Below are 22,907 nucleotides of genomic sequence, written 5' to 3'. Positions count from 1 at the left end.
TCATTTTCTACTACTTACTTATTACAAACAAAAAACGGCAACTACCTTCGTAATTGCCGTTTTTTTATTGGTCAACATAAAAATTTATCATTGCATAAGCGAAAGAAATAGTAAAATAATGATCAATTCTTAATTTATGCTTAATTTTGTATTCTAAATAAAATTCAGATGAATACTCATTTGTACAACGAAAGTCCCTTCAAAACAATTATTTCTTTTCATAAATTAATTGAATCTTTTGAAGAAATTGCTTTATCCGATGTAGACTATCGTTCCAACTACGCGAAGGCTGTGCTGCAACAGATAGCCCCATTACCAGAATTTAGAACTGGAATAGAGGACTACGATTTCATTCAAAAAAATGAAACACTCATAAAACATTTACTGTCAGACTTATTTCCGACAGCATTGACAAACAACGAAATAAAAGCCGTTACGATTCCTTTTCAGAATTTAACATTCAATTTTAGCGAACGCTTCAAAAAAATACTCAATAATGCGGGTACCGAGTTTGACATGGAAATTCGTGATTTTGACGATCACCAATTTTATATCAACAATTGCTGTTTGATTCTGGCAAGTTATTACAATCAAAAGATCGATTTTAATAAACCTTTTTTTTATGATATTCCGGATGAAAATGGCGTTATAAAACATTACAGGATTTTATATAATGCCGATTTTATTGAAATTATTCCTTCTGAAAACGCTATTAATCTTACTCAGGACGACCTTGATTTACTGATAGACAATTATACCGACATCGATTTATGGAAATCTAAATTTCCGGTAGGAAGCTGGATCCTCAAAGGCTTTGGAATTGTAACTTTATTTGATGCCACTACAGAAAGTGCGATTTCGAATTTAAAAAGTAATTTGCTAAAACCCGATTCCAAAACCGTTGCTTCTAATGATGTGATCGCCAATATTTTTAGATCTATTTTTAAAATTCCAGCATTAAAAGTAGGTTTCATTATTTACAATTCGGAGGAAGATAAATTTATAAGACCCATTAAATTTGACAATCAAATTCAGAGTTTTTTACTTTCTGCAGATCAGGAAATAGATTGCAGCAATGCTTTTTTTGGATGTTCTTTTGAAAATTTGCTCACAAACAAAGAACCATTTGTAATTTCGAATGTTAAAAAATTCATACAAAAATCAGAAAACAAGAAACTAGGTGAACATTTATTGCAGCAAAATATTCAAAGCTGTGTTTTTGCACCTATCATAAAAGAGGGAAATTTGTTAGGAATTGTAGAATTAGTTTCTGAAAATTCCAGAGATTTAAACAGTGTAAATGCTACCAAACTCGAACTGGTTTTGCCTTATCTAACGGATACTATTGATCGTTACAACACTGATATGCAACATCAGATCGAGGCTATTATTCAGCGTGAATATACAACGATCCACCCGAGTGTTTATTGGAAGTTTAAGAAAGAATCACAAAATTATTTTCAAAATACCCATCCTACCAAAGATTATATTTTTAAAGAAATTGTATTTAAAAATGTATTTCCTTTATACGGCCAGATTGATATAAAAGGTTCGTCTGAACATCGTAATGAAACGGTAAAAAAAGATTTAAAAAACCAATTGACGATGCTTTTAGAAATTTTTGAAAATCAAAAACCTAACAGCAATTTAGTACTTTTGGAACAACGCAAATTTGAACTTGAATCGCTTCGAGATGAATTAGATCATCCGCTTAAAGCAGATACAGAGCAGCATATTCAGCATTATATCGAAGATGAAATTCATCCTATTTTAAAAAATACCAAAGACAATGCTCAAAACGAAGAATTAGAGCAATTGTATTTTAAAAGTTTAGACGAAAAAACAGGTCTTTTTTATCAGGAAAGAAAGAAATTTGATAATGCGATGTCTATTATTAATAAAAAGCTGGCAACTGTTCTGGACAAAAAACAACTCGATGCGCAGCAAATTTATCCGCATTATTACGAACGTTTTAAAACGGATGGTGTTGAGCATAATTTATATATTGGGTCTTCGATTGCGCCAACAAAACCTTTTGACATCATGTATTTGCACAATTTACGCTTGTGGCAATTACAAACATTATGCGAAATGGAGCTGGAGCACCACCAACTTAAAGCCTCTTTGCCGTATGAACTGGATGTGACTTCGCTAATTTTGGTCTTTAGTCAGCCTCTTTCTATTCGTTTTAGAATGGATGAAAAGCGTTTTGACGTTGATGGAACTTACAATGCCAGATACGAAGTCGTAAAAAAACGTATCGACAAAGCCAATATTAAAGGCTCAAAAGAACGTATTACTGAGAAAGAAAAAATCACAATTGTATATTCTCAGAACAGCGAAGAAGCAGAATATTTAAAATACATCAAATATTTGCAGCACAAAAAAATTCTCGAACCTGCCATCGAACAATTTGAAGTGGAAGATTTGCAAGGTGTTTCAGGATTAAGAGCCATTCGTGTAAAAGTAATTAACAACACGCCGAGCACTGCCAAAAAAATAACCTATCAAGACTTACTAGACGAGCTCAATTAATTTTTAATTGAGCTTTTTAAATATTTTTAAAAGCGATTACAAACGAGATCACAGTCACAATCAATCCGACCATAAAAAGATTGTAAGCAATACGCAATAAGTTGTATTTACGTTGCAAAACGAGTCCGAGGTAGTACAAATCTTTAATCATCGTCGAATACAAATAATCACGGTCTTTCATCATTTCGTTCATGGCCCAATCATATTCCTGTAGTGGCATTTTGTAAAAATTTCCAAAAAACATCAAATTTACTTTTTTATCTTCTACGTCTTTTCGGGTAAAAATACCCGATGTTACTTTTGGTCGTGTAGAAAGAATAGCAAAAATAATCGTCGTGACGCTCGAAATCAACATTATAAAAGTAGGAATGACCAAATGTGCATTTTTAGGACTATCTAATTTTGGAATAATAGTCGAAAGTGCAATTGAAATAATAATGGCATTTACAGACAATAAAATATTGGCTTTACTATCTGCAATTCCGCTTAATCGCGTGTGATTTCCAAGTGTTACACGAAATAAAGTATCGATCCCGCGATCCGGTTTTTCTGCTTTATCCTTTTTATTATCATTCTCTATTGCTATCGACTCTTTTAATTTTTGTTTGTCTATCTTTTTTTGAAGTGCAATTAAGTTTTTTTCCTTCAGAGGCTGCCATTTTCGTTGCGCATAATCCGTATAAAATCGATGTTTTTTTAATAAAAATTCTAAATTTTCTGCGGCCCATTCAGAATTAGAAAATGAAATATTCCAGATATTTTTTAGTTCATAGCGCAATAACTCACAAGTCGTTCCATATTCAGAACCCATTATGTGAGCATAATCTGCGTCTTTAATTATTTTTTCTAATTGCGTTTTAGGAACATATTCTTTTTCGGTAGCAAGAATCAAATTAGAAACAATCGCGATAAAATCATCCGATTTACCGTGCTCTTTTAAAAAAGCAGCAGCAATTTTTACACTCTCACTCTCATGATTTTCATATCCTTGAATGTAACCTGTATCGTGAAACCAAGCAGCTACTAAGAGTGCTATTTTTTCATCGTCTACGACCTCTTCTTTTTTACAAAGTTCTTTTACCGCATTTACTACAGTCAAAGTATGATTAAAATTATGGTAAGAATATAAATTAGAAAGTTTATCTTTGAGTAAATTACTCACGAAATCTTCGGCTTGGTCTATCAGATTCATAAAGAATATTTTTATACCACGAAATTATGAAATTGTTTTTGGATTATCATTTAAATAATAAACTTAACACCTATTTAGCGTTTGTTTCTCTCATTTTGCTTGTCGCTTCCTGTGCTACTCACAAAGTACAATACGGAAAAAATGTTACAGCCGACAATACCGAAAACGCAACCGATACGATAAAAATTGCACAAACTATATACCTGGTTGGAGATGCCGGAAATGCTGATGAAGAAAAGGCACAGCAAACATTAGAATTACTCCATCAAAGACTAAAAAAATCCGGTAAAAATGCCACTCTTTTATTTCTGGGTGATAATATTTATCCGAAAGGGTTTCCCAGCAATAATAACGCAACAGAGAAGGCTTTTGCAGAGACAAAACTCACCAATCAGCTGCAACTTACCAAAGGTTTCAGAGGAAAGACGATTTTTATTCCGGGCAATCACGACTGGTACAGCGGCATTAAAGGTTTAGAACTTCAAGCCGAATTTGTCTCTAACTACCTGAACAATAAAAAAGCTTTTTTGCCCAGAAAAAGTTGCCCAATAGAAGATGTAAAAATTGATAGCACCACCGCTCTGGTTACTATTGACAGCGAATGGTTTCTGGAAGATTGGGACAACCATCCGACCATAAATGACAATTGTGACATAAAGACACGAGAAGATTTTTTTGATCAGCTGGAAAATATTTTAAACAAAAATCAGGAAAAAACAGTCGTTGTCGCTATTCATCATCCTATCCTGAGTAACGGATCTCACGGAGGACAATATTCTTTAGAAAAACAATTATTCCCTTTTGAAAAAAAGATACCGCTTCCTATTATTGGCTCATTTATAAATTTGTTACGAAAGACATCCGGAATTAATCCGCAAGACCTTCAAAACAAGCAATATACAATTTACGCCAAAAGAATTAAAACCCTATTGCAAGGCCAGAAAAATGTCATTGTCGTCTCGGGTCATGACCACAATCTACAGTATATCAACAGCGAAAACATTAAACAAATTATTAGTGGTGCCGGCTCAAAATCTGAAGCTGCTAGAGCCATCAATCCCAACGATTTTTCATACGGTGGAAATGGTTATGCAATGCTAGTGCTTTTTAAGAGCGGAGATGCAAAAGTGTCTTTTTTCGGCAATACTAACAACAAAGAAAAGTTGCTTTTTGAACATGAAATCATAAAAGCGAAAGAATTTAATTGGTCTCCAGCAGGTTCTAATACTTTTCAGAAAACTACAACGACCTCAATTTACACTACCGATATGACGAAGAAAAGTCTTTTTCATAAATTTTTGTTCGGAAATCATTATAGAAAATATTATAGTTTACCCATTAGTGCCAAAACAGCCACAATAGACACCTTAATGGGAGGGTTGAAACCCATTCGCGAAGGCGGCGGACATCAATCTATTTCACTTCGTATGTCTGATCCTAAAGGAAGAGAATATGTGATGAGGGGAATGAAAAAAAGTGCCACTGCATTTTTACAATCTGTTGCTTTTAAAGATCAATATGTTGTAAATGATTTTGAAAAAACATACGCTGAAAATTTCTTACTTGATTTTTACACAACTTCGCATCCTTATGCTCCATTTGTAATTGGCAGTATGGCAGATCAATTAGGTCTACCGCATACTAATCCTGTATTGTATTACATTCCGAAACAAGATGGATTAAAAGAGTTTAATTCGAATTTTGGAGATGCATTGTACATGGTGGAAGAAAGACCAGCCGACAATCATCTGGATGCCAAAAATTTTGGACATCCAAGCGATATTATTAGTACTGATGATATGATGAAAAATCTTCATAAGGACGAAAAATATGAAGTGGATGAAAAAGAATATATAAAAGCACGTTTATTTGATATGCTTATTGGCGATTGGGACAGGCATTCTGACCAATGGCGCTGGGCCGAGCATAAAAAAGGGGATAAAATAATTTACCGCCCGATTCCTCGTGATCGCGATCAGGCTTTTACAAAATATGACGGAACATTACTGTCGATATTGATGAATATTCCGGCATTGCGTCACATGCGTACTTTCAAAAATAAAATTGACAATGTAAAATGGCTCAACAGAGAACCTTATCCATTGGATTTGGCTTTTTTGAAGACGGCAGAAGAAAAAGACTGGTTGGCTCAGGCACAATTTATTCAGGACAACTTGTCTGATGCAGATATCGATAATGCTTTTAAAAACATGCCGAAGGAAGTACAGGATCAAACAGCTGCTGATATCAAACAAAAATTAAAAAACAGAAAAAAAGAACTTCAAAAATATGCTTCAGAATATTTTGGTGTTTTAAGCCACACGGTAATGATAGCAGGAACAGACAAAAAAGACAAATTTGTCATTCATCACAATGCTAAAAAAAGCCTTGAAATTCAAGTATTCAGAATTAAAAAAGAAGGTAACGAATTAGTTTACACTAAAAACGTTACGGATGCAAAAACCAAAAATTTATGGATTTATGGTTTGGATGACAATGATGTTTTTGAAGTCGTTGGGAAAGAAAAATCGAAAATAAAAATTCGTTTAATTGGCGGTCAGAACAACGATACTTACGCGATCGAAAATGGTAGAAAAGTGATTGTTTATGATTTTAAATCAAAAGAGAACACTTATAATTTAGATAGCAAAACTCAAACACAATTGACCGATGATTACGAGGTTAACTTGTATAATTATCAAAAACCGAAATATAATGTAGTCTCGGGGCTACCCAACATTGGGTTTAACCCAGATGACGGGATAAAAGTAGGCATTAATTTAAATTATACGGTTAATAATTTTAAGCAGAATCCGTACACACAACGACATGTTTTAAACGGTTTCTATTATTTTGCAACAGGAGGTATGGAATTTAATTATGCAGCACATTTTCCGGGATTATTAGGAAAATGGATTATTGATGTTGAATCGCAATACACCACTCCAAACTTTGCCATGAATTATTTTGGTTATGGAAATGAAACACAAAATAATGATGATGAATTTGGAATGGATTACAACAGGGTCCGTATTCAGAAATTTAATATCGCAGCGGCCATCAGGCATGTTGGTCGTTACGGAAGCGAATTTAGCCTTCAGCCTTTATTGCAACAAATGAGAGTTGAGGAGACCAAAGACCGCTATATTGATCTGCCGAATATCATAAATCCAACGGTCTTTGAAAGTCAGTTATATGGTGGTGCAAAAGTAAAATATGGCTTTAAAAATGCCGACTTTGCATCAAAACCTACTTTAGGAATTGGTTTTATGATGTCTGCAACCTGGCTGGTAAATCTGGAAAATACCAAACAAAATTTTCCAACTTTAGAAAGTCTTTTAAGTTTTACACATAAAATAGATCATAACGGAAAGCTAGTTTTAGCGACAGCTTTTAAAGGAAAAACAGTTTTAAACAACAATTACGAATTTTACCACGGAGCCTCTTTGGGTGGCGATACTAATTTGCGCGGCTATAGAAACGAACGATTTTTAGGCAGTTCGTATTTTTCTCAAAGTAGCGATTTGCGTTTTAGCATTGGTAAAATCCAGCGTACCATTGCTCCCCTGACTTACGGCGTTTTAGGTGGTTTCGACTACGGAAGAATCTGGATAGACGGAGATAATTCTAAAAAATGGCATCAGGATTTTGGAGGAGGCCTCTGGCTGAATGCTATCAACGTTTTGACAGCGAGAATCTCTTATTTTAAAGCGCCTGAAGAAGTTGGAAGAGTTATTTTTGCAGCAGCATTTAGTTTTTAGGAATACTAAAATTTAGACAGATCGAGCTATAAAAAAAGTGAGATGTAAAATGTTAAATAACAAATCACATCTCACTTTTTACATTTTACATTTAACATTTAACCTATCGTAAAATAAACTCATACACCTTACCTCCTACTTTATTTGTTTTTTCGTCGGCAATTAACAATGTAAAATTGTCTTTAAAAACAATGGCTTCTTTTTGAGAAAAATGATTCAGCTGGATCTCTTTCTGAGTTCCTTTATGAAATAAATCGCCAGGGAAATTTTCAAACAACACAATTTTATCGTGGCTTAGTAAAGCTACTTTTTTTCCGTCTGGACTTATTGTAGCACTTGTCAATACACAATGATTGTAGTTGTTACATGTTTTAAACTCTCCAATTTTTACCGCTTTTTGCGTTCCGGTTGCATTTGGAATCTTGTAGATAAAAGCTGTTCCATCAAAGTTTTTGCTTCTGTTTTTTGTAAATAAATAAAAGTAGTTTTGGTATTCAAAAAAGCCTTCGACATCAAAAAATAATTCTTTTTTCTTTGGCGGAAATTCTTTTTGTTCGGGATAAGAAAACAAAACTTTATATTCGGCTGTAGCGTTTTCTGAATTTAACTGGTTTTTATTCACTTTGTAAATACATAAATCCTGACGCTCATTATCATTGTTCCCAAAATCTCCAATGTAAATATTTTCGTCTTTGTCTTTGGTAATATCTTCCCAATCTACATTTGTCGCATTGGTAATTGCAATTTTTTTATCTAATTTTCCTTCTGCATTTATAGCATAGATTTCATTGGCATTTCCGCTGTCTTCCAGAGTATAAATTAGATTTGTCTCTGGGAAATAAGTAATTCCGGAAACTTCTTTTAATTTTTTAGGAAGGGGATAAAGCGCTTTTAAATCGCTGGAATCTTTTTGCTGACAAGCAAGTAAAATAACTGAAAAACTGAACAAAATTGATTTTTTCATCATACTATTTTTTATTTAAACACAAATTAAAATGATATGAATGACTCAAAAATTCATTTAAGCTGTGTTAATTCGAGGCAAAAATTAAATTAAATGGGTGTTTTTAAAGTTACGTGTAATAAATTCAAAAGCAGCAAACATAACATGTCCCATAGACTTTGCATTTTTAAACTTCATATCATTAGTATAGCGGTATAATTCCATTTTTAGCTGACTAAGATTTTCTTCTGTCGAAATCGTATCGTGACACATGATATTCAGTAACTTTTTGATTCTGTTCTCGGCCGAGTGAATACGTTTTGCTAAAATAGCACGTTCCTCATCTTTATATTGAATGATCGATCTTTCTTCTAATTTATCCTTAATTAGTTGAATCATTGGATAATTTTCTTTGAAAAACTGTGGTCGATATACTTTAAAATTCCCTTCATAACATTGCTGATCAAAATCTATGGGCCGAATTTTATAAACCACCTGATCAAAATCATGAATAGGGACAATTACATAATTATACGCACGCATATCTCCCAAAAGCCTGATCATACAGCGTTCGTTGAATTTTACAAACTCTTTTGCAATCTGAGATTTTTCGGTTTCAGTACACGTGTCTAGCAAAGTATCCATAAAAACATCACCTGGAATTCCGATAATATGCTCCTCGATTAAAGTGTCTTTATAAACCAAAAAATTGATTTTGTCCGGAGACAGAATATCTTCCAATTCGAGTCCGTAAATACGTGAAGCATCTGCCTTTTTGATGTAAAAATGCACATAATTATCGTTGAGAATATTTCGAACTTTAATTCGGAAAGGTTTAGAATTTCCAAACGTACAATAATCAATCGCATCCACATTTAGAAACTGAATAATTTCGTTATTTCCGTCCGAATGCAGTAACGAATAAATTTTTTTTAGATTTAGGTCAATCTCATTTCGTTCAAACTCGCTATAATACACACGAATCCACAACGTATCACTTTCATACTTATCGTACACGTTTACAGAACCTGTAAAACGCAATAAATCATCATAAAAAACAGAAACTTTTGAAATACGTTCGTATCGTTCTAAATAACTCAAAAGGGGTTGCATCAAAGGGTAAGAAGGTTTTTTTAAAACCATCAACGGCTCGCTCATTTTCAATATCTTTAATGCAAATTTACATTAAATTACATTTGGCAGTAACAAAACTTTAGTTGAAACGTCTTACTAAATAACTAAAACAAAAATTATATTGGAAACCATACTTACAATTCAGAATCTCAGCAAAAGATACGGGCGTATTCAAGCCTTAAAAAATGTGTCTTTTGAAATACAAAAAGGCCGCGTTTACGGCATATTAGGCCCTAATGGAAGCGGAAAATCTACCACTTTGGGAATTGTGTTGAATGTTGTCAACCGAACTTCCGGCGATTACAGCTGGTTTAGCGGCAACATGCAAACGCACGAAGCCTTAAAAAAAGTAGGCGCTATTATAGAAAGGCCTAACTTTTACCCGTACATGACCGCCGAAGAAAACCTAAAACTGGTTTGTAAAATAAAAAGCATCAGTTATGCTAAAATAAACGAAAAGCTAGATTTAGTTGGCCTTACCGAAAGAAAAGACAGCAAATTCAGTACTTTTTCTTTAGGGATGAAACAACGTTTGGCTATCGCTTCGGCACTTTTGAATGATCCCGAAATTTTAATTTTAGACGAGCCTACAAACGGTCTGGACCCTCAGGGAATTCACCAAATTCGTGATATCATTAGAAAAATCGCCTCTCAAGGTACCACAATTTTACTGGCTTCGCATTTATTAGACGAAGTCGAAAAAGTATGTTCGCATGTGATTGTTTTAAGAAAAGGCGAAATATTATATTCAGGCTCGGTAGATGAAATGTCGGCCAATGAAGGCTTTTTTGAAGTACAGGCTGAAAATAATGACATTTTGAAAACAGTTTTGGCAACACATTCATCAGTAGAAAGAATTATAGAGGAAGAAGGAAAAGTTTTGGTGTATCTAAAATCAGAATTATCGGCTTCAGAACTGAATCAGTTTTTATTTTCTAAAAACATAGCGTTGAGCCATTTGGTCAAACGTAAAAACAGTTTAGAAGCTCAATTTTTAGAATTAACTAGTAAAACCATTACACAAAACAACTAGACCATGAACAGACTTATCGCTATAGAATTACAAAAAATCTGGAAAAACAAAGCCAGCAAAATCCTCACACTGACCTATTTTATTTTACTTTCGTTTATCGCCTTGATTGCTTCGATAAAATTTGACATAGGCATTTTTAAATTTCATTTGGCCGAAATGGGCATCTTTAACTTCCCGTTTATCTGGCATTTTAATACTTATGTTGCCGCTTGGCTCAAGTTTTTTCTGGCAATTGTAATCGTTTCAATGATGGCAAATGAGTACAGTTACGGTACTTTAAAACAAAACCTAATTGATGGTTTGAGTAAAAAAGAATTTATTTTATCGAAATTTTTAACGGTGGTACTTTTTGCATTTTGCTCGACTATTTTTGTATTTGTAATGACTTTGATTTTAGGATTCAGCTTTTCTTCTTACACCGAAGCAGGAATTGTTTTTAGTCATCTAGATTATCTTTTGGCCTTTTTTGTCAAATTGACCGGTTTCTTTTCGTTCTGTTTATTCTTAGGAATATTAGTAAAACGCTCTGCTTTTGCCTTGGGATTTCTTTTGGTTTGGAGTATCATTGAAGGAATTGTAAAAGGGATTTTAGCTTTTAAAATTTTTCCAAACAGCAATACTCACGAGACAATCATGCAATTTTTGCCTTTAGAAGCAATGTCAAATTTGATTATTGAACCCTTCACAAGATTGTCTGTTGTAAAAAATATCGGAACCCAAATGGGCGTTGAAAACGTAAAAGATTATGATGTCAATTATCTTTCGATACTGATAGTATTGATCTGGACGTTCTTGTTTGTGTTCTTCTCTTATAAATTATTAAAAAAGAGAGATTTGTAGTATATTTGCTATACTATGAATTGTTTTAAAATTACGCTTATTGGTCTTTTTATGTCCTTTTTTTCTATAAAAATGATTGGACAACAAGTTATTAGTATTGATGATACAAAAACGCCGGAACAACTTATTAATACTATTTTAGTAAATAACACCTGCGTTTCTGTATCCAATATTAATGGTTTTGGCGATACGTTTACTCCCGGACAAAAAAGTTTTGCTTACTTTAATAAAGGAGCCAGTAATTTTCCCTTTTCAGAAGGTGTTGTTCTTGCTACTTCGCCCAGCCACGATGCCATTGGCCCTTTTAGAACCAATCGCGGAGGCGGAAATCCAAATTGGCAAGGTGACAGCGATTTAAATCAAGCGTTGGGTATTAATTCGGTAAATGCAACCGTTTTAGAATTCGATTTTATACCTCTAACCGATTTTTTAAGTTTCAATTATATTTTTGCTTCTAATGAATATCAGTCGTTTTTTCCGTGTCAGTATTCCGACGGTTTTGCATTTTTAATAAAAGAAGCAGATGATCCAACAGCCGTTTATAAAAATCTTGCGGTTTTACCGAATCAAACTGCTATAGTTTCCTCAACAAATGTTCGTCCCAAAATAGAACCGGGTTTTAGCCTTAACGGAAACGTGCCTTACCAAGGATGCCCTGAGCAAAACCAAGAATATTTTAATGGAATTAATACAGCTGCGAGTCCGATAAATTATGCAGGACAAACAGTCGTTATGAACGCTCAAAGCCCTGTGATTTCGGGAAAAAAATACCACATAAAACTTGTTATCGCAGATGATTCTGAAGAATATTATGATTCGGCAGTTTTTATTGAAGCTGGCAGTTTTAAATCGAAGATAGACTTTGGCCCCGATAGAACGATCGCAAATAATAGCCCGATATGCTTTGGTGAAACAACTACTTTAAACACCAATTTATCTGCGACTTATACCTACAGGTGGTACAAAAACAATATTCTGATTCCAGCAGCAACGAATCCCTATTATTCACCAACAGATTCCGGAACTTACAAAGCCGAAGTGGTGCTAACTCCTTCAACATGTACTTTAATTGGAGAAATTAAAATTGATTTTTCCTCCCAAATTTCAGTTTCGAATGCAACAATGATTCAATGTGGTGTAAATAATAATGACGAAGCTATTTTTAATTTGTCAAAACTGGATAACATTATAAAAAATGACGCCCCAGATATCGTAAATGCGGGCTATTATGAAACATTGGCAGATGCGCAAGCAAAAACAAACACCATCATTTCACCTGAAAATTACACTTCAAGAGATAAAATCATTTTTGCCCGAATTGAAAATAAATACGGCTGTTACGCTACAGCAGAAATTACATTAAGGATTGTCAATAATACTATTCCGAATCAAAACCCTTTTCAAACTTGTGATCAGGATCCGGTTCAGGATGGTTTGTATCAATTTGATTTGAATGCAGAAATTTCTCCCAATATTACAGGCGTTCCCGCAGGATTGCGTTTTGTTTATTATTTGAATACCTCGGACGCTTTAACAGAAAAAAATCCATTACCCAATATTTTCAAAAACACCACTCCAAATTCTCAAATAATTTATGCGCGAGCTATCAACGGAAGCGATTGCTATGACATCATACCAATACAACTTGAAATAAACACTTTTGATCCACCAAATTTTGGTGATGAAACGATTCATTTATGTAAAGGCGATAGTGTAGATTTGACTATTGCTTCTGGATTTGCAAGTTATCGCTGGGACACCGGAGTTAATAACAGCAACACCATAACGGCTACCACTGCTGGTGATTATATCGTAACCGTGACCGATATTAAGGGTTGCGAAAAAGCAAAAAAGTTTACGGTAGATCTATCTGAACCTGCCACTTTAACCAATACGCAAGTCAAAGAATTCTCAGGAAATGACAATTCGGTTTTACTGGAATTTACGGGTTCCGGCGATTATGAATTTTCGCTTGACGGCATTACTTTTCAGAATGAGCCTTTATTTGCTAGTGTTTTACCAGGAATCTACAATGCAGTAGCTCGTAAAAAAAAAGGTTGCGGGATGTCTAATACTTTATTGATTTATGTCGTTGATTACCCGAGATTTTTTACGCCAAATGGTGATGGTTTTAATGATATTTGGCAAATTAAAAACGCTAGTTATCTTCCTGATTTTGAAATTTCTATTTTTGATCGCTATGGAAAATTAGTAAAACAAATGAATCAACAGAGCAGCGGATGGAGCGGTTTATTCAACAACCAACAACTTCCAGCCGATGATTATTGGTTTACTTTGTTATTTGCAGATGGAAAAAATGTTAAAGGCCATTTTAGTTTGAAAAGATAATCTAAAAATTATTACTTTTAAAACATGCGAAAAAAACTACTGTTCCTTATTTTATTGATAATAGTGCCTTTTTTGGGATTTTCACAATTTAGTAAAACGCATTATATTCCGCCAATTGTTGCCTCTGCCAAAGTTCCGGTTGGTTCGCAATTTATATATATTTCAACACCAAGTACAATTCCTGTCAATTTTAATTTAAAAGAAATCGGAGGAGCCGTCTTCTCAGGAACAGTTTCAAGAGACAATCCTTATATTTTTGATATCAATGCGCATAACGCAAATCAGTTTGTTCTGGACGAATATGAGGTGAGCAGAATCAAGTCTAACAGTGGTTACATTGTTGAAGCCGCAGATGTTGTGTATGCTACAGTAAGAATTATAGACCGAACGGGTAATCAATCAAGCGAAATAGTATCGAAAGGGCTTGCTGCATTAGGAACACAATTTAGAATAAGTGGCCTCACCAATAAATTCAATCCAGGCTACTCAGACAGGCATCTGACTTTTGCTTCAATTTTGGCCACCGAAAACAATACTGTAATCAATTTTACTGATATAAAACCAGGCGCACTCTTAATAAACAATTTCGTTTCAGGCAATTCGCTTCCCAGTATCACACTCAACAGCGGAGAAAGCTACACCATCGCTGTGCAAGGCCCTACGCCTGCCAACAATGATGCATTAATAGGTGCCTTGATCGCATCAAATAAGCCAATAGCGGTAAATTGTGGTTCTTTTGCCGGATCAAACGGGCCGCTTCCTAACAACATAGATTTAGGTTTTGACCAAATTGTATCGGCAGAAAGAACAGGAAAAGATTATATTTTTATAAAAAGTACAGGTTCTGACGAGGTCGAAAAAGTGATTTTGATTGCCCATGAAAACAATACTGAAATATTTTTGAATGGATCCCTAACTCCAAACTATACAATCAATGCGGGCGAATATGTTGCTGTTTTGGGTAATAATTATAATGCCGAAGGAAATCTTTACGTACATTCTAATAAAAATATTTTTGCCTATCAAAGTGTAGGAGACAATTCGCGACCGGACGAAGCCAATCAGGAAATGTTTTTTGTACCTCCTTTAAGTTGTCAAACTCCGCAAACCATAGATAATATTCCTGCTATTGAAGCAATTGGTAATCGGTATTTTACGGGAAGAGTTACTCTTACTACAAAAACAGGTTCTAATCTCAATTTTATAATCGATGCCACTCCTTATACTTTGGCCACATTACCCCCTTTTGTAAATGTTTTAGGACCAACAGCTGTAACAGGAAATTCTGATTATAAATGCTATGTCATCACGGGATTGACAGGAAACGTATCCGTTTTTTCTACTTCCGAGTTGTATTTGGCCGCTTATGGAAGCGATGGTGCAGCAACTTTTGGAGGTTATTATTCCGGATTTACCTTCAAACCAGAGGTGAATTTTCAGCAATTAAACGTTACACAATCCGGATGTATTCCAAATATAAAACTCAATATCAGCTCATTAACAGGGTTCGACACTTTTCAATGGTATTTTAATGATGTAGCCATTTCCGGTGCAAATTCAAATTCATATTCGCCGACTCAGCCTGGATATTACAAAGTAAAAGCAACTTTATCTGCTTGTGGTATTGATTTATTTTCTGATGAAATACCCGTTAGCGATTGCCCTACGGATCTAGATAACGACAAAACAAACGATAACATCGATTTGGATAATGATGCAGATGGAATAACAAATTGTACCGAATCGTACGGTAATCAAAACATCAATATTGACGCCACAAGCAACGGAATCATTTCAGTTGGCACCTACAACAATTCATTTATTACAAAAGTCACTACTTCTACCACCGCTAGCACAACTCCATTTACAGGAAGCATTGATGGCAGTTTTGTTACCGAAGTTCCTCCCGGAAAAACCAATTGGGTAACTTATACTTTAAATTTTACGCAACCCATTTCGCTTGGTTTAGAATATATTTCGACAGCAAATTCGGCAGATTTATTAAATTCTGGTGCTGAATATGTGGTCAACTCAGAAATAAACAAAACGATCACAGTATTAAATCCAGACAATCAATTACTAATTGACACCAATTATGATGGTTTTTATGAAAGTGGTATAACAGAATATTCTTCTTTCGAAATTCGATTTAGACTCAACAATACTGTACCATTAGCCGCAGGAACCGGAACTTTTAAATTCCTGACCAATCAGTCAAAAATGATTAGCTTGAAGCATAAAAACCTTTCGGATGTATTACCAAATAAGACTTCATTAAAGTTCTACGCTGTTTGTGTCTCAAAAGATACTGACAATGATGGTGTGCCAGACCAATGGGATCTGGACAGCGATAACGACGGCATACCTGATAGTATTGAGGCGCAAGGTACTACGATTAAAACGATTTCTACTATTGATACCAATCATGACGGAATTGATGATGCATTTGCCGACGGAATAACACCTGCCGATTTTGATAACGACAATGTTATGAATTATCTGGATTTGGATAGTGACAATGATGGTATTTATGATCTAAAAGAATCCGGCAGTAATGCTCTTGACACTAATTTGGATGGAATCATTGATAGCAATAATTTTGGCCCAAACGGTTTAGCAAATACAGTAGAAACAGTAGCAGAAAGCGGAAAACTAAATTATACTTTTGCAGATACAGATTCGGACGGTATTTATAATTATACCTCACTTGACAGCGACAATGATTTATGCTCTGATGTAATTGAAGCTGGTTTTACAGATGGCAATAATGACCGAATATTAGGTGCCATTTCCCCTCCAACGGTAAATGCTAATGGTGTTGTAACAAGCGGAGCGGGCTACACAAATCCGAATACTAATTATACTATTGCTGCCCCTATCATTATTAATAATCAACCTCAAAATAAATCCGTTTGCGAATTACAAAGCACTACTTTTGCCGTAACTAGCGCTTCTATTACGAGTCACCAGTGGCAGATTTCTACCAACAATGGTACAACCTGGACAGATCTTTCCAACAATACAACATATTCGGGCGTTACTGGCCCAACGCTAGTTGTTTCGAATGTTACGTTGTTGATGCATAAGTATCAATACAGAGTATACTTGAACCGAACAGGGAATTCATGCGGTTTATATTCTGCAAATGCTACATTATCAATATTAGCGTTGCCAAGTGTTGCTTCGTCTGTCACTTTGGTACAATGCGATGATGATACAGATGGAGTTACCGCATTCAATTTAACACAAAAGAATAACATCATTAGTGCAAATTCAGCTCAGGAGACGATCAGTTATTACGCCACACTTGCTGGTGCAGAAACAGAGAATCCGAACTTGTTAATTGCAACACCTCTTGCTTATAAAAGCTCAAATAAAATAATTTACGCCAGAGTTGCCAACGCCAACGGATGTTTTAGAGTTAGCCAGTTAAATCTTGTGGTTTCTGTTACGCAGCTTCCCGGTAATTTTCAAATACCGGATTATCAGCAATGCGATGATTTTATTGATGCTTTAAACAATGATACTGATGGCATTACCAGTTTTAATTTTAGCAATGCTACCCAGGAAATCAAAAATAGGCTTCCCGCTCCTGCAACAAATTATACCGTAAGTTATTATAAAAATGAAGCCGATTTTCTCGCAGAAACAGATACTTCCGGCAATTCTTTGGCAATCACCGCAATTTCAAATTATCGCAATATTGGCTATCCAAATAATCAAAAAATTTGGGCAAGAGTAGAAAACACTTTATCTAATGATTGTTATGGCTTTATCACTTTTAATCTAATAGTAAATCCACTTCCGAAAGTGCGACTCAACGCAGATGGAGCAGAAAATGAGTTAATCTGTAGTAACATACCCGAATTTCTAATTACAATCGACGCTGGAATTACAACTCCTAGCACAGTAAATGATTATACTTATCAATGGTTTTTGAATGGAAATCTACTTTCGGGTGCCACTACTTTTTCGATAGAAGTCAGTACCCAAGGAATTTATACCGTAGAAGTAAAAAACAGCAGTAATTGTTCGAGAACACGAACTGTAAAAGTCACAGCATCGGATATTGCAAAAATACAGGCAATTGAAGTTGAAGATTTAAGCGACAACAATTCTGTTTTGGTAAAAGCAACTGGAGCAGGAAATTATGTGTACAGCATTACAGATGCGAATGGTCCTTACCAAGAGTCCAATTTATTCGAAAATGTGCCAATAGGTTTTCACACAGTTTATGTAAAGGATTTGAATGATTGTGGAATTTCAGAAAAATTAATTGCAGTTCTTGGAGCACCAAAATTTTTCACTCCAAACGCAGACGGCTATAACGATACTTGGAATGTAAAAGGAGCTGATGCTGATTTTTATACAAACTCAATAATCTATATTTTTGATCGTTATGGAAAATTAATCAAGCAGCTTTCTCCTCTCTCCGAAGGCTGGAACGGAACCTTTAACGGGAGTCCTTTGCCAGCAGATGATTATTGGTATACAGCAAAGTTTGAAGATGGCCGTGAGGCAAAAGGACACTTTAGTTTGAAGAGATAAACTTTAAAAACTCCAAATTTAAAAAAACAAATTCCAAAAACCTGAAACCTCAAATTTGAAGTTTTTTTATAAATAAAAAACCCAAATTCCAGCAATTGAAATTTGGGTTTTTAAATATTTGAATTTCCTATGAATTAGAATTTGAATCTTTTTCTATCAGTTTCTGTCAAGTAAATTTTTCTCAAACGAATAGATTTTGGAGTAACCTCTACATATTCATCTTTTTGAATGTACTCTAAAGCTTCCTCTAATGAGAAAATAATTGGAGGGATAATTCTAGCTTTTTCATCATTCCCTGAAGAACGAACGTTAGATTGTTTTTTCTCTTTAGTTACGTTTACACACATATCATCACCACGAGAGTTTTCTCCAATTACCTGACCTTCGTAAATTTCGGCATTTGGTTCAACAAAAAACTTACCACGATCTTGTAATTTATCTATAGAATAAGGAATCGCTTTTCCTTTTTCCATAGAAATCAATGAACCTTTGTTACGTCCGGCAATTTCTCCTTTGTAAGGTTCATATCCTATAAAACGGTGTGCCATAATAGCCTCACCAGCAGTAGCAGTAAGCAATTGATTACGTAATCCAATAATTCCACGTGATGGAATATTAAATTTTACAATCATACGGTCACCTTTAGTTTCCATACTTAGCATTTCACCTTTACGCATTGTAACGAATTCAACTGCTCTACCTGAAAGTGTTTCTGGTAAATCGATTGTCAATTCTTCAATTGGCTCACATTTTTTACCATCAATTTCTTTGATGATAACTTGTGGCTGACCGATTTGTAACTCATACCCTTCTCTTCTCATAGTTTCAATAAGAACAGATAAGTGAAGTACACCACGACCAAAAACCATAAATTTATCAGCAGAATCAGTTTCACCCAACTTCATTGCTAAGTTTTTCTCTAATTCTTTTGTCAAACGGTCTCTAATATGACGAGAAGTTACAAATTTACCCTCTTTACCAAAGAAAGGAGAGTCATTAATTGTAAACAACATGCTCATAGTAGGCTCATCGATATCAATCGTTTTTAGACCTTCTGGATTTTCAAAATCAGCAATAGTATCACCAATTTCAAAACCTTCAACTCCAATGATTGCACAAATATCTCCAGCAATAACTTGTTGCACTTTTTTACGACCAAGTCCTTCAAAAGTATGAAGTTCTTTGATACGAGATTTAGAGATAGTACCATCTCTTTTTACTAATGAAATTGGCATACCTTCGTTCAGAATTCCTCTTTCCAAACGACCGATAGCAATACGACCTGTAAAAGCAGAGAAATCTAAAGAAGTAATCAACATTTGTGGAGTTCCTTCAGAAACTTTAGGAGCAGGTACATTTTCAACAACCATATCCAATAATGCTTCAACATTATCAGTTACGTTTTCCCAATGGTCAGACATCCAATTATTTTTAGCAGAACCATAAACTGTTGGAAAATCCAACTGCCATTCTTCAGCACCTAATTCAAACATTAAGTCAAAAACTTTTTCATGAACTTCTTCAGGAGTACAGTTTTCTTTATCAACTTTGTTAATAACTACGCATGGTTTAAGACCTAAATCGATCGCTTTTTGTAATACAAAACGCGTTTGTGGCATTGGTCCTTCAAAGGCATCTACTAGCAAGCATACACCATCGGCCATGTTTAATACACGTTCTACTTCACCTCCAAAATCCGCGTGACCAGGAGTGTCAATGATATTGATTTTTGTTCCTTTGTATTGAACTGATACGTTTTTTGAAGTAATAGTAATACCTCTTTCGCGCTCTAAATCGTTGTTATCAAGAATTAAATCACCTGTATTTTCGTTGTCACGAAATAATTGACAGTGATACATAATTTTATCAACCAAAGTGGTTTTACCGTGATCGACGTGGGCAATAATTGCAATGTTTCTAATAGATTCCATCTGAGATTTTTAATGGGTGCAAAGGTACACTTTATTTTGATATAAAAAACGTTTTTGCTATAGTTTACGTATTGCCAAGCAATTAGTTTCGAAAAACAAACGCCAATTTCGACCTCAAATGGATTATTTTTTTAATGTTTTTTCGGTAAATTAATTATATTTGATTGATGAAAAGTAAAACAACACAAATAACTCTGATTTACATTATCATTTCGTTGTTCTTGGCTGTCGCAGGTCATAAATTACTTATTAAATATGCTTCTCCCGAAAAATTTTACTTTTACAATTTCCTAAAAGACATCTTTTTTATCCTGGCTACGGGATTAATTTTCAAATACATATTAATCCAAAACAAAAAGAAAAGTATTGCCATTTTTAAAAAATTAAACAAGACAAACGAGGAGATTAAAGAATCGAACGAAAAGTATGATATAGTTGCCAAAGCGACAAGCGACACCATTTGGGACTGGAAAATTCAAGAAGACACCATTAGCTGGAATAAAGGTATAGAAAATGTTTTTGGGTACAATCCTGACGAAGTTGGAAAAACTTCCCGTTGGTGGTTTGACAAAATTCATCCCGAAGACAGTATCAGAATGTCCATCAAGCTCTATTCCTTTATCGAACAAAAAACCGAAAAATGGCAAGATCAGTACCGTTTTAAATGCAAAGACGGATCCTATAAATATGTTCTCGATAGAGGATTTTTGTTAAAAGATGAAAACGGAAGAGCTATTCGAATGATTGGAGCCATTCAGGACATTACCAAACAGAAGGAAGAAGAACAGCGGCTTAAACTTTTAGAAACCGTTATCACGCAGTCTAAAGATTCTATTTTAATAACCGAAGCAAATTCAGAAAAGGGCAAAATACCTAAAATTGTGTATATAAATCCTGCATTCTCACAAATGTCCGGCTATCAATCTAATGAAATAATAGGCAAATCACCTAACATTTTCAGAGGCCCAAAATCCGACTCATCCGAGCTTAAAAAACTGCTAAAAGCAATAAAGAACGAGGAAGAATTTTATATCGAAACCATTAGTTACACCAAACAAAAAAAAGAATATTGGGTTCGTTTTTCTATGATTCCGATTTTTAATTCTGATACAAAAATTTCGCACTGGATTTCTATTCAAAGAGACATCACCGACGAGAAAAAATTAGAAACAGAAAAAGAACACCTCATTAGAGAACTAACTCAGAATAACAAAGATCTAAAACAATTTTCATACATAACATCACATAATTTAAGAGCGCCGCTATCCAATTTAATTGGCCTTCTCAATCTTATAGAAGACATTCCGGTAGAGAATCCAGAATTGGACGAAATTTTATCCGGATTCAGCAAATCAACCCATTTATTAAACGAGACTATCAATGATCTGGTAAAAGTAATTATCATCAAAGACAATCCTTCGATGCAAAAAGAAGAAGTTTCGCTAAAAGAGGTCTTCGAAAATGTATTGAGCCAACTTGCCTTTCAGATCGAATTACACAAACCAATCATAAAACTCAAATTTGATCAAACACCTTCATTACACATCAACAAGGCGTATATCGACAGTATTTTACTCAATTTACTAACCAATTCGATCAAATACAAATCCGAAAACAGAAAATTAAAAATTACAATAACTGCCGAACAAATAGATCACAAAGCTATTCTAACTTTTAAAGACAACGGAATCGGAATAGATTTAGAAAGAAACAGAGACAAAGTTTTTGGCTTGTATCAAAGATTTCACAATTACCCCGACAGTAAAGGACTGGGCTTATATCTTGTAAAATCGCAAGTAGAAACAATGGGCGGAACGATAAGCATCGACAGCGAAGTAAACAAAGGCACAACATTTACCATAACATTTAAAAACCAATAAAACATGCTAAAGCAAATTTTATGCATCGATGATGACCCAATCACGCTGATGTTGTGCAAAAAAGTAATTGCGAAATCAGAGTTTTCAAATGAAATCATAACAGCACAAAACGGAGAAGAAGCCCTTCATCATTTCAACACCTTAAAATACGCCGGCAGCAAAAGCAATCCCAAAAAACCCGAACTCATTTTCCTGGACCTCAACATGCCTGTTATGGGTGGCTGGGAATTCCTTGATCACTTTACTTCCTACGCTTATTCCGACTATAACTCAGTCAATGTCATAGTCTTATCGTCAACAATTGATCCCGAAGACTTGATAAAAGCAAAAAAATACCCAATTATAATCGACTTTCTTTCAAAACCCATAACATTACCAATGTTAGAATACATAAAAAAGAAAATTGATGTATAAAACCATAATGAACACGTCAAAAACACATTAATAATAATAATAATAATAATAATGGCGTTTCCCTATCGGGTCAGGCTGTTCACTAAATCTTTTGCTCAAGAATATCTTTTGCTAAGAACACTTTCAGTGTTTCGCAAAAGGATATCGTTACCATCCTTAACGCACTCTAGCGACAATTAGAGGATCAACGCATATTGTTGTGGGGAAATATTAAAATCTGGATATTTGTATTTTCAAATTATACCCTAATGCAAGATTCTTTTATCGATATCCTTAAGTTGTTACTGCCTGAGATACTAGTAGACTACTTTGAACTTACTTCTTATAAAAAAGAAGAGGAAACACTA

Annotated in this window: 12 protein-coding genes; 8 read left to right on the top strand and 4 right to left on the bottom strand. The window is 34.5% G+C overall.

The genetic code is table 11. The features are described from left to right. The first annotated feature begins 168 nt into the window (after positions 1 to 168). The gene (locus J3495_RS10470) at positions 169 to 2,535 is read left to right on the top strand and encodes a GAF domain-containing protein (protein ID WP_210666506.1); all 2,367 of its coding nucleotides are present in this window, start codon (positions 169 to 171) and stop codon (positions 2,533 to 2,535) included. 16 nt (positions 2,536 to 2,551) lie between these two features. Here J3495_RS10470 and J3495_RS10465 read toward each other — a convergent pair whose 3' ends face one another. Further along, the gene (locus J3495_RS10465; protein WP_210666505.1) at positions 2,552 to 3,727 is read right to left on the bottom strand and encodes a Pycsar system effector family protein; all 1,176 of its coding nucleotides are present in this window, start codon (positions 3,725 to 3,727) and stop codon (positions 2,552 to 2,554) included. A 26-nt stretch (positions 3,728 to 3,753) separates the two neighbouring features. On the opposite strand from J3495_RS10465, the gene J3495_RS10460 reads away from it, so the two are divergent. Next, complete coding sequence (locus tag J3495_RS10460; RefSeq protein WP_210666504.1) at positions 3,754 to 7,488, top strand: metallophosphoesterase; 3,735 nt, start codon at positions 3,754 to 3,756, stop codon at positions 7,486 to 7,488. Between the two features lie 103 nt (positions 7,489 to 7,591). Here the strand turns inward: J3495_RS10460 and J3495_RS10455 are convergent, their stop codons facing one another. Further along, positions 7,592 to 8,452 carry an SdiA-regulated/phytase-like domain-containing protein gene (locus tag J3495_RS10455; protein WP_210666589.1) on the bottom strand — a complete coding sequence of 287 codons (861 nt, stop codon included), beginning with the start codon at positions 8,450 to 8,452 and terminating at the stop codon, positions 7,592 to 7,594. An 84-nt stretch (positions 8,453 to 8,536) separates the two neighbouring features. Next, entirely contained in the window at positions 8,537 to 9,589 is a 1,053-nt protein-coding gene (locus J3495_RS10450; RefSeq protein WP_210666503.1) for a hypothetical protein, read from the bottom strand. Positions 9,590 to 9,686: 97 nt separating this feature from the next. Between J3495_RS10450 and J3495_RS10445 the strand changes: the two genes are divergently transcribed. The 4 genes from J3495_RS10445 to J3495_RS10430 all read left to right on the top strand — a co-directional run bounded on the left by J3495_RS10445 (position 9,687) and on the right by J3495_RS10430 (position 18,335). Continuing rightward, positions 9,687 to 10,598, top strand: coding sequence for an ABC transporter ATP-binding protein (locus J3495_RS10445; protein ID WP_210666502.1), 912 nt, complete (start codon positions 9,687 to 9,689; stop codon positions 10,596 to 10,598). Positions 10,599 to 10,601: 3 nt separating this feature from the next. Continuing rightward, positions 10,602 to 11,438: an ABC transporter permease gene (locus J3495_RS10440; RefSeq protein WP_210666501.1), complete on the top strand. Its 837-nt coding sequence runs from the start codon at positions 10,602 to 10,604 to the stop codon at positions 11,436 to 11,438. Positions 11,439 to 11,510: 72 nt separating this feature from the next. Next, complete coding sequence (locus tag J3495_RS10435; protein WP_236025445.1) at positions 11,511 to 13,787, top strand: choice-of-anchor L domain-containing protein; 2,277 nt, start codon at positions 11,511 to 11,513, stop codon at positions 13,785 to 13,787. A gap of 24 nt (positions 13,788 to 13,811) precedes the next feature. Then, positions 13,812 to 18,335 (top strand): T9SS type B sorting domain-containing protein, encoded by a 4,524-nt coding sequence (locus J3495_RS10430; protein ID WP_210666499.1) that lies wholly within the window; start codon positions 13,812 to 13,814, stop codon positions 18,333 to 18,335. Between the two features lie 134 nt (positions 18,336 to 18,469). On the opposite strand, the gene typA is transcribed toward J3495_RS10430, so the two are convergent. Next, entirely contained in the window at positions 18,470 to 20,266 is a 1,797-nt protein-coding gene (gene typA / locus J3495_RS10425; RefSeq protein ID WP_210666498.1) for a translational GTPase TypA, read from the bottom strand. 167 nt (positions 20,267 to 20,433) lie between these two features. Here typA and J3495_RS10420 point away from each other — a divergent pair, with 167 nt between their 5' ends. Together J3495_RS10420 and J3495_RS10415 are read left to right on the top strand one after the other, a co-directional pair. Continuing rightward, positions 20,434 to 22,146, top strand: a complete 1,713-nt coding sequence (locus J3495_RS10420; RefSeq protein ID WP_210666497.1) for a PAS domain-containing sensor histidine kinase — start codon at positions 20,434 to 20,436, stop codon at positions 22,144 to 22,146. A gap of 3 nt (positions 22,147 to 22,149) precedes the next feature. Next, positions 22,150 to 22,560 (top strand): response regulator, encoded by a 411-nt coding sequence (locus J3495_RS10415; protein WP_210666496.1) that lies wholly within the window; start codon positions 22,150 to 22,152, stop codon positions 22,558 to 22,560. Positions 22,561 to 22,907 lie beyond the last annotated feature (347 nt).

It is taken from the genome of Flavobacterium geliluteum, assembly GCF_017948595.1.
GTDB lineage: Bacteria > Bacteroidota > Bacteroidia > Flavobacteriales > Flavobacteriaceae > Flavobacterium > Flavobacterium flavipigmentatum.
The sequence above is the reverse complement of the archived record's forward strand: the minus strand, read 5'-3'. Positions and strand labels throughout refer to the sequence as shown.

Bases quoted from the DNA above. Each gene is read 5' to 3' on its own strand.
- J3495_RS10470 (WP_210666506.1), top strand. From the start codon at position 169: ATGAATACTCATTTGTACAACGAAAGTCCCTTCAAAACAATTATTTCT.
- J3495_RS10465 (WP_210666505.1), bottom strand. From the start codon at position 3,727: ATGAATCTGATAGACCAAGCCGAAGATTTCGTGAGTAATTTACTCAAA.
- J3495_RS10460 (WP_210666504.1), top strand. From the start codon at position 3,754: ATGAAATTGTTTTTGGATTATCATTTAAATAATAAACTTAACACCTAT.
- J3495_RS10455 (WP_210666589.1), bottom strand. From the start codon at position 8,452: ATGAAAAAATCAATTTTGTTCAGTTTTTCAGTTATTTTACTTGCTTGT.
- J3495_RS10450 (WP_210666503.1), bottom strand. From the start codon at position 9,589: ATGAGCGAGCCGTTGATGGTTTTAAAAAAACCTTCTTACCCTTTGATG.
- J3495_RS10440 (WP_210666501.1), top strand. From the start codon at position 10,602: ATGAACAGACTTATCGCTATAGAATTACAAAAAATCTGGAAAAACAAA.
- J3495_RS10435 (WP_236025445.1), top strand. From the start codon at position 11,511: ATGATTGGACAACAAGTTATTAGTATTGATGATACAAAAACGCCGGAA.
- J3495_RS10430 (WP_210666499.1), top strand. From the start codon at position 13,812: ATGCGAAAAAAACTACTGTTCCTTATTTTATTGATAATAGTGCCTTTT.
- typA (WP_210666498.1), bottom strand. From the start codon at position 20,266: ATGGAATCTATTAGAAACATTGCAATTATTGCCCACGTCGATCACGGT.
- J3495_RS10420 (WP_210666497.1), top strand. From the start codon at position 20,434: ATGAAAAGTAAAACAACACAAATAACTCTGATTTACATTATCATTTCG.
- J3495_RS10415 (WP_210666496.1), top strand. From the start codon at position 22,150: ATGCTAAAGCAAATTTTATGCATCGATGATGACCCAATCACGCTGATG.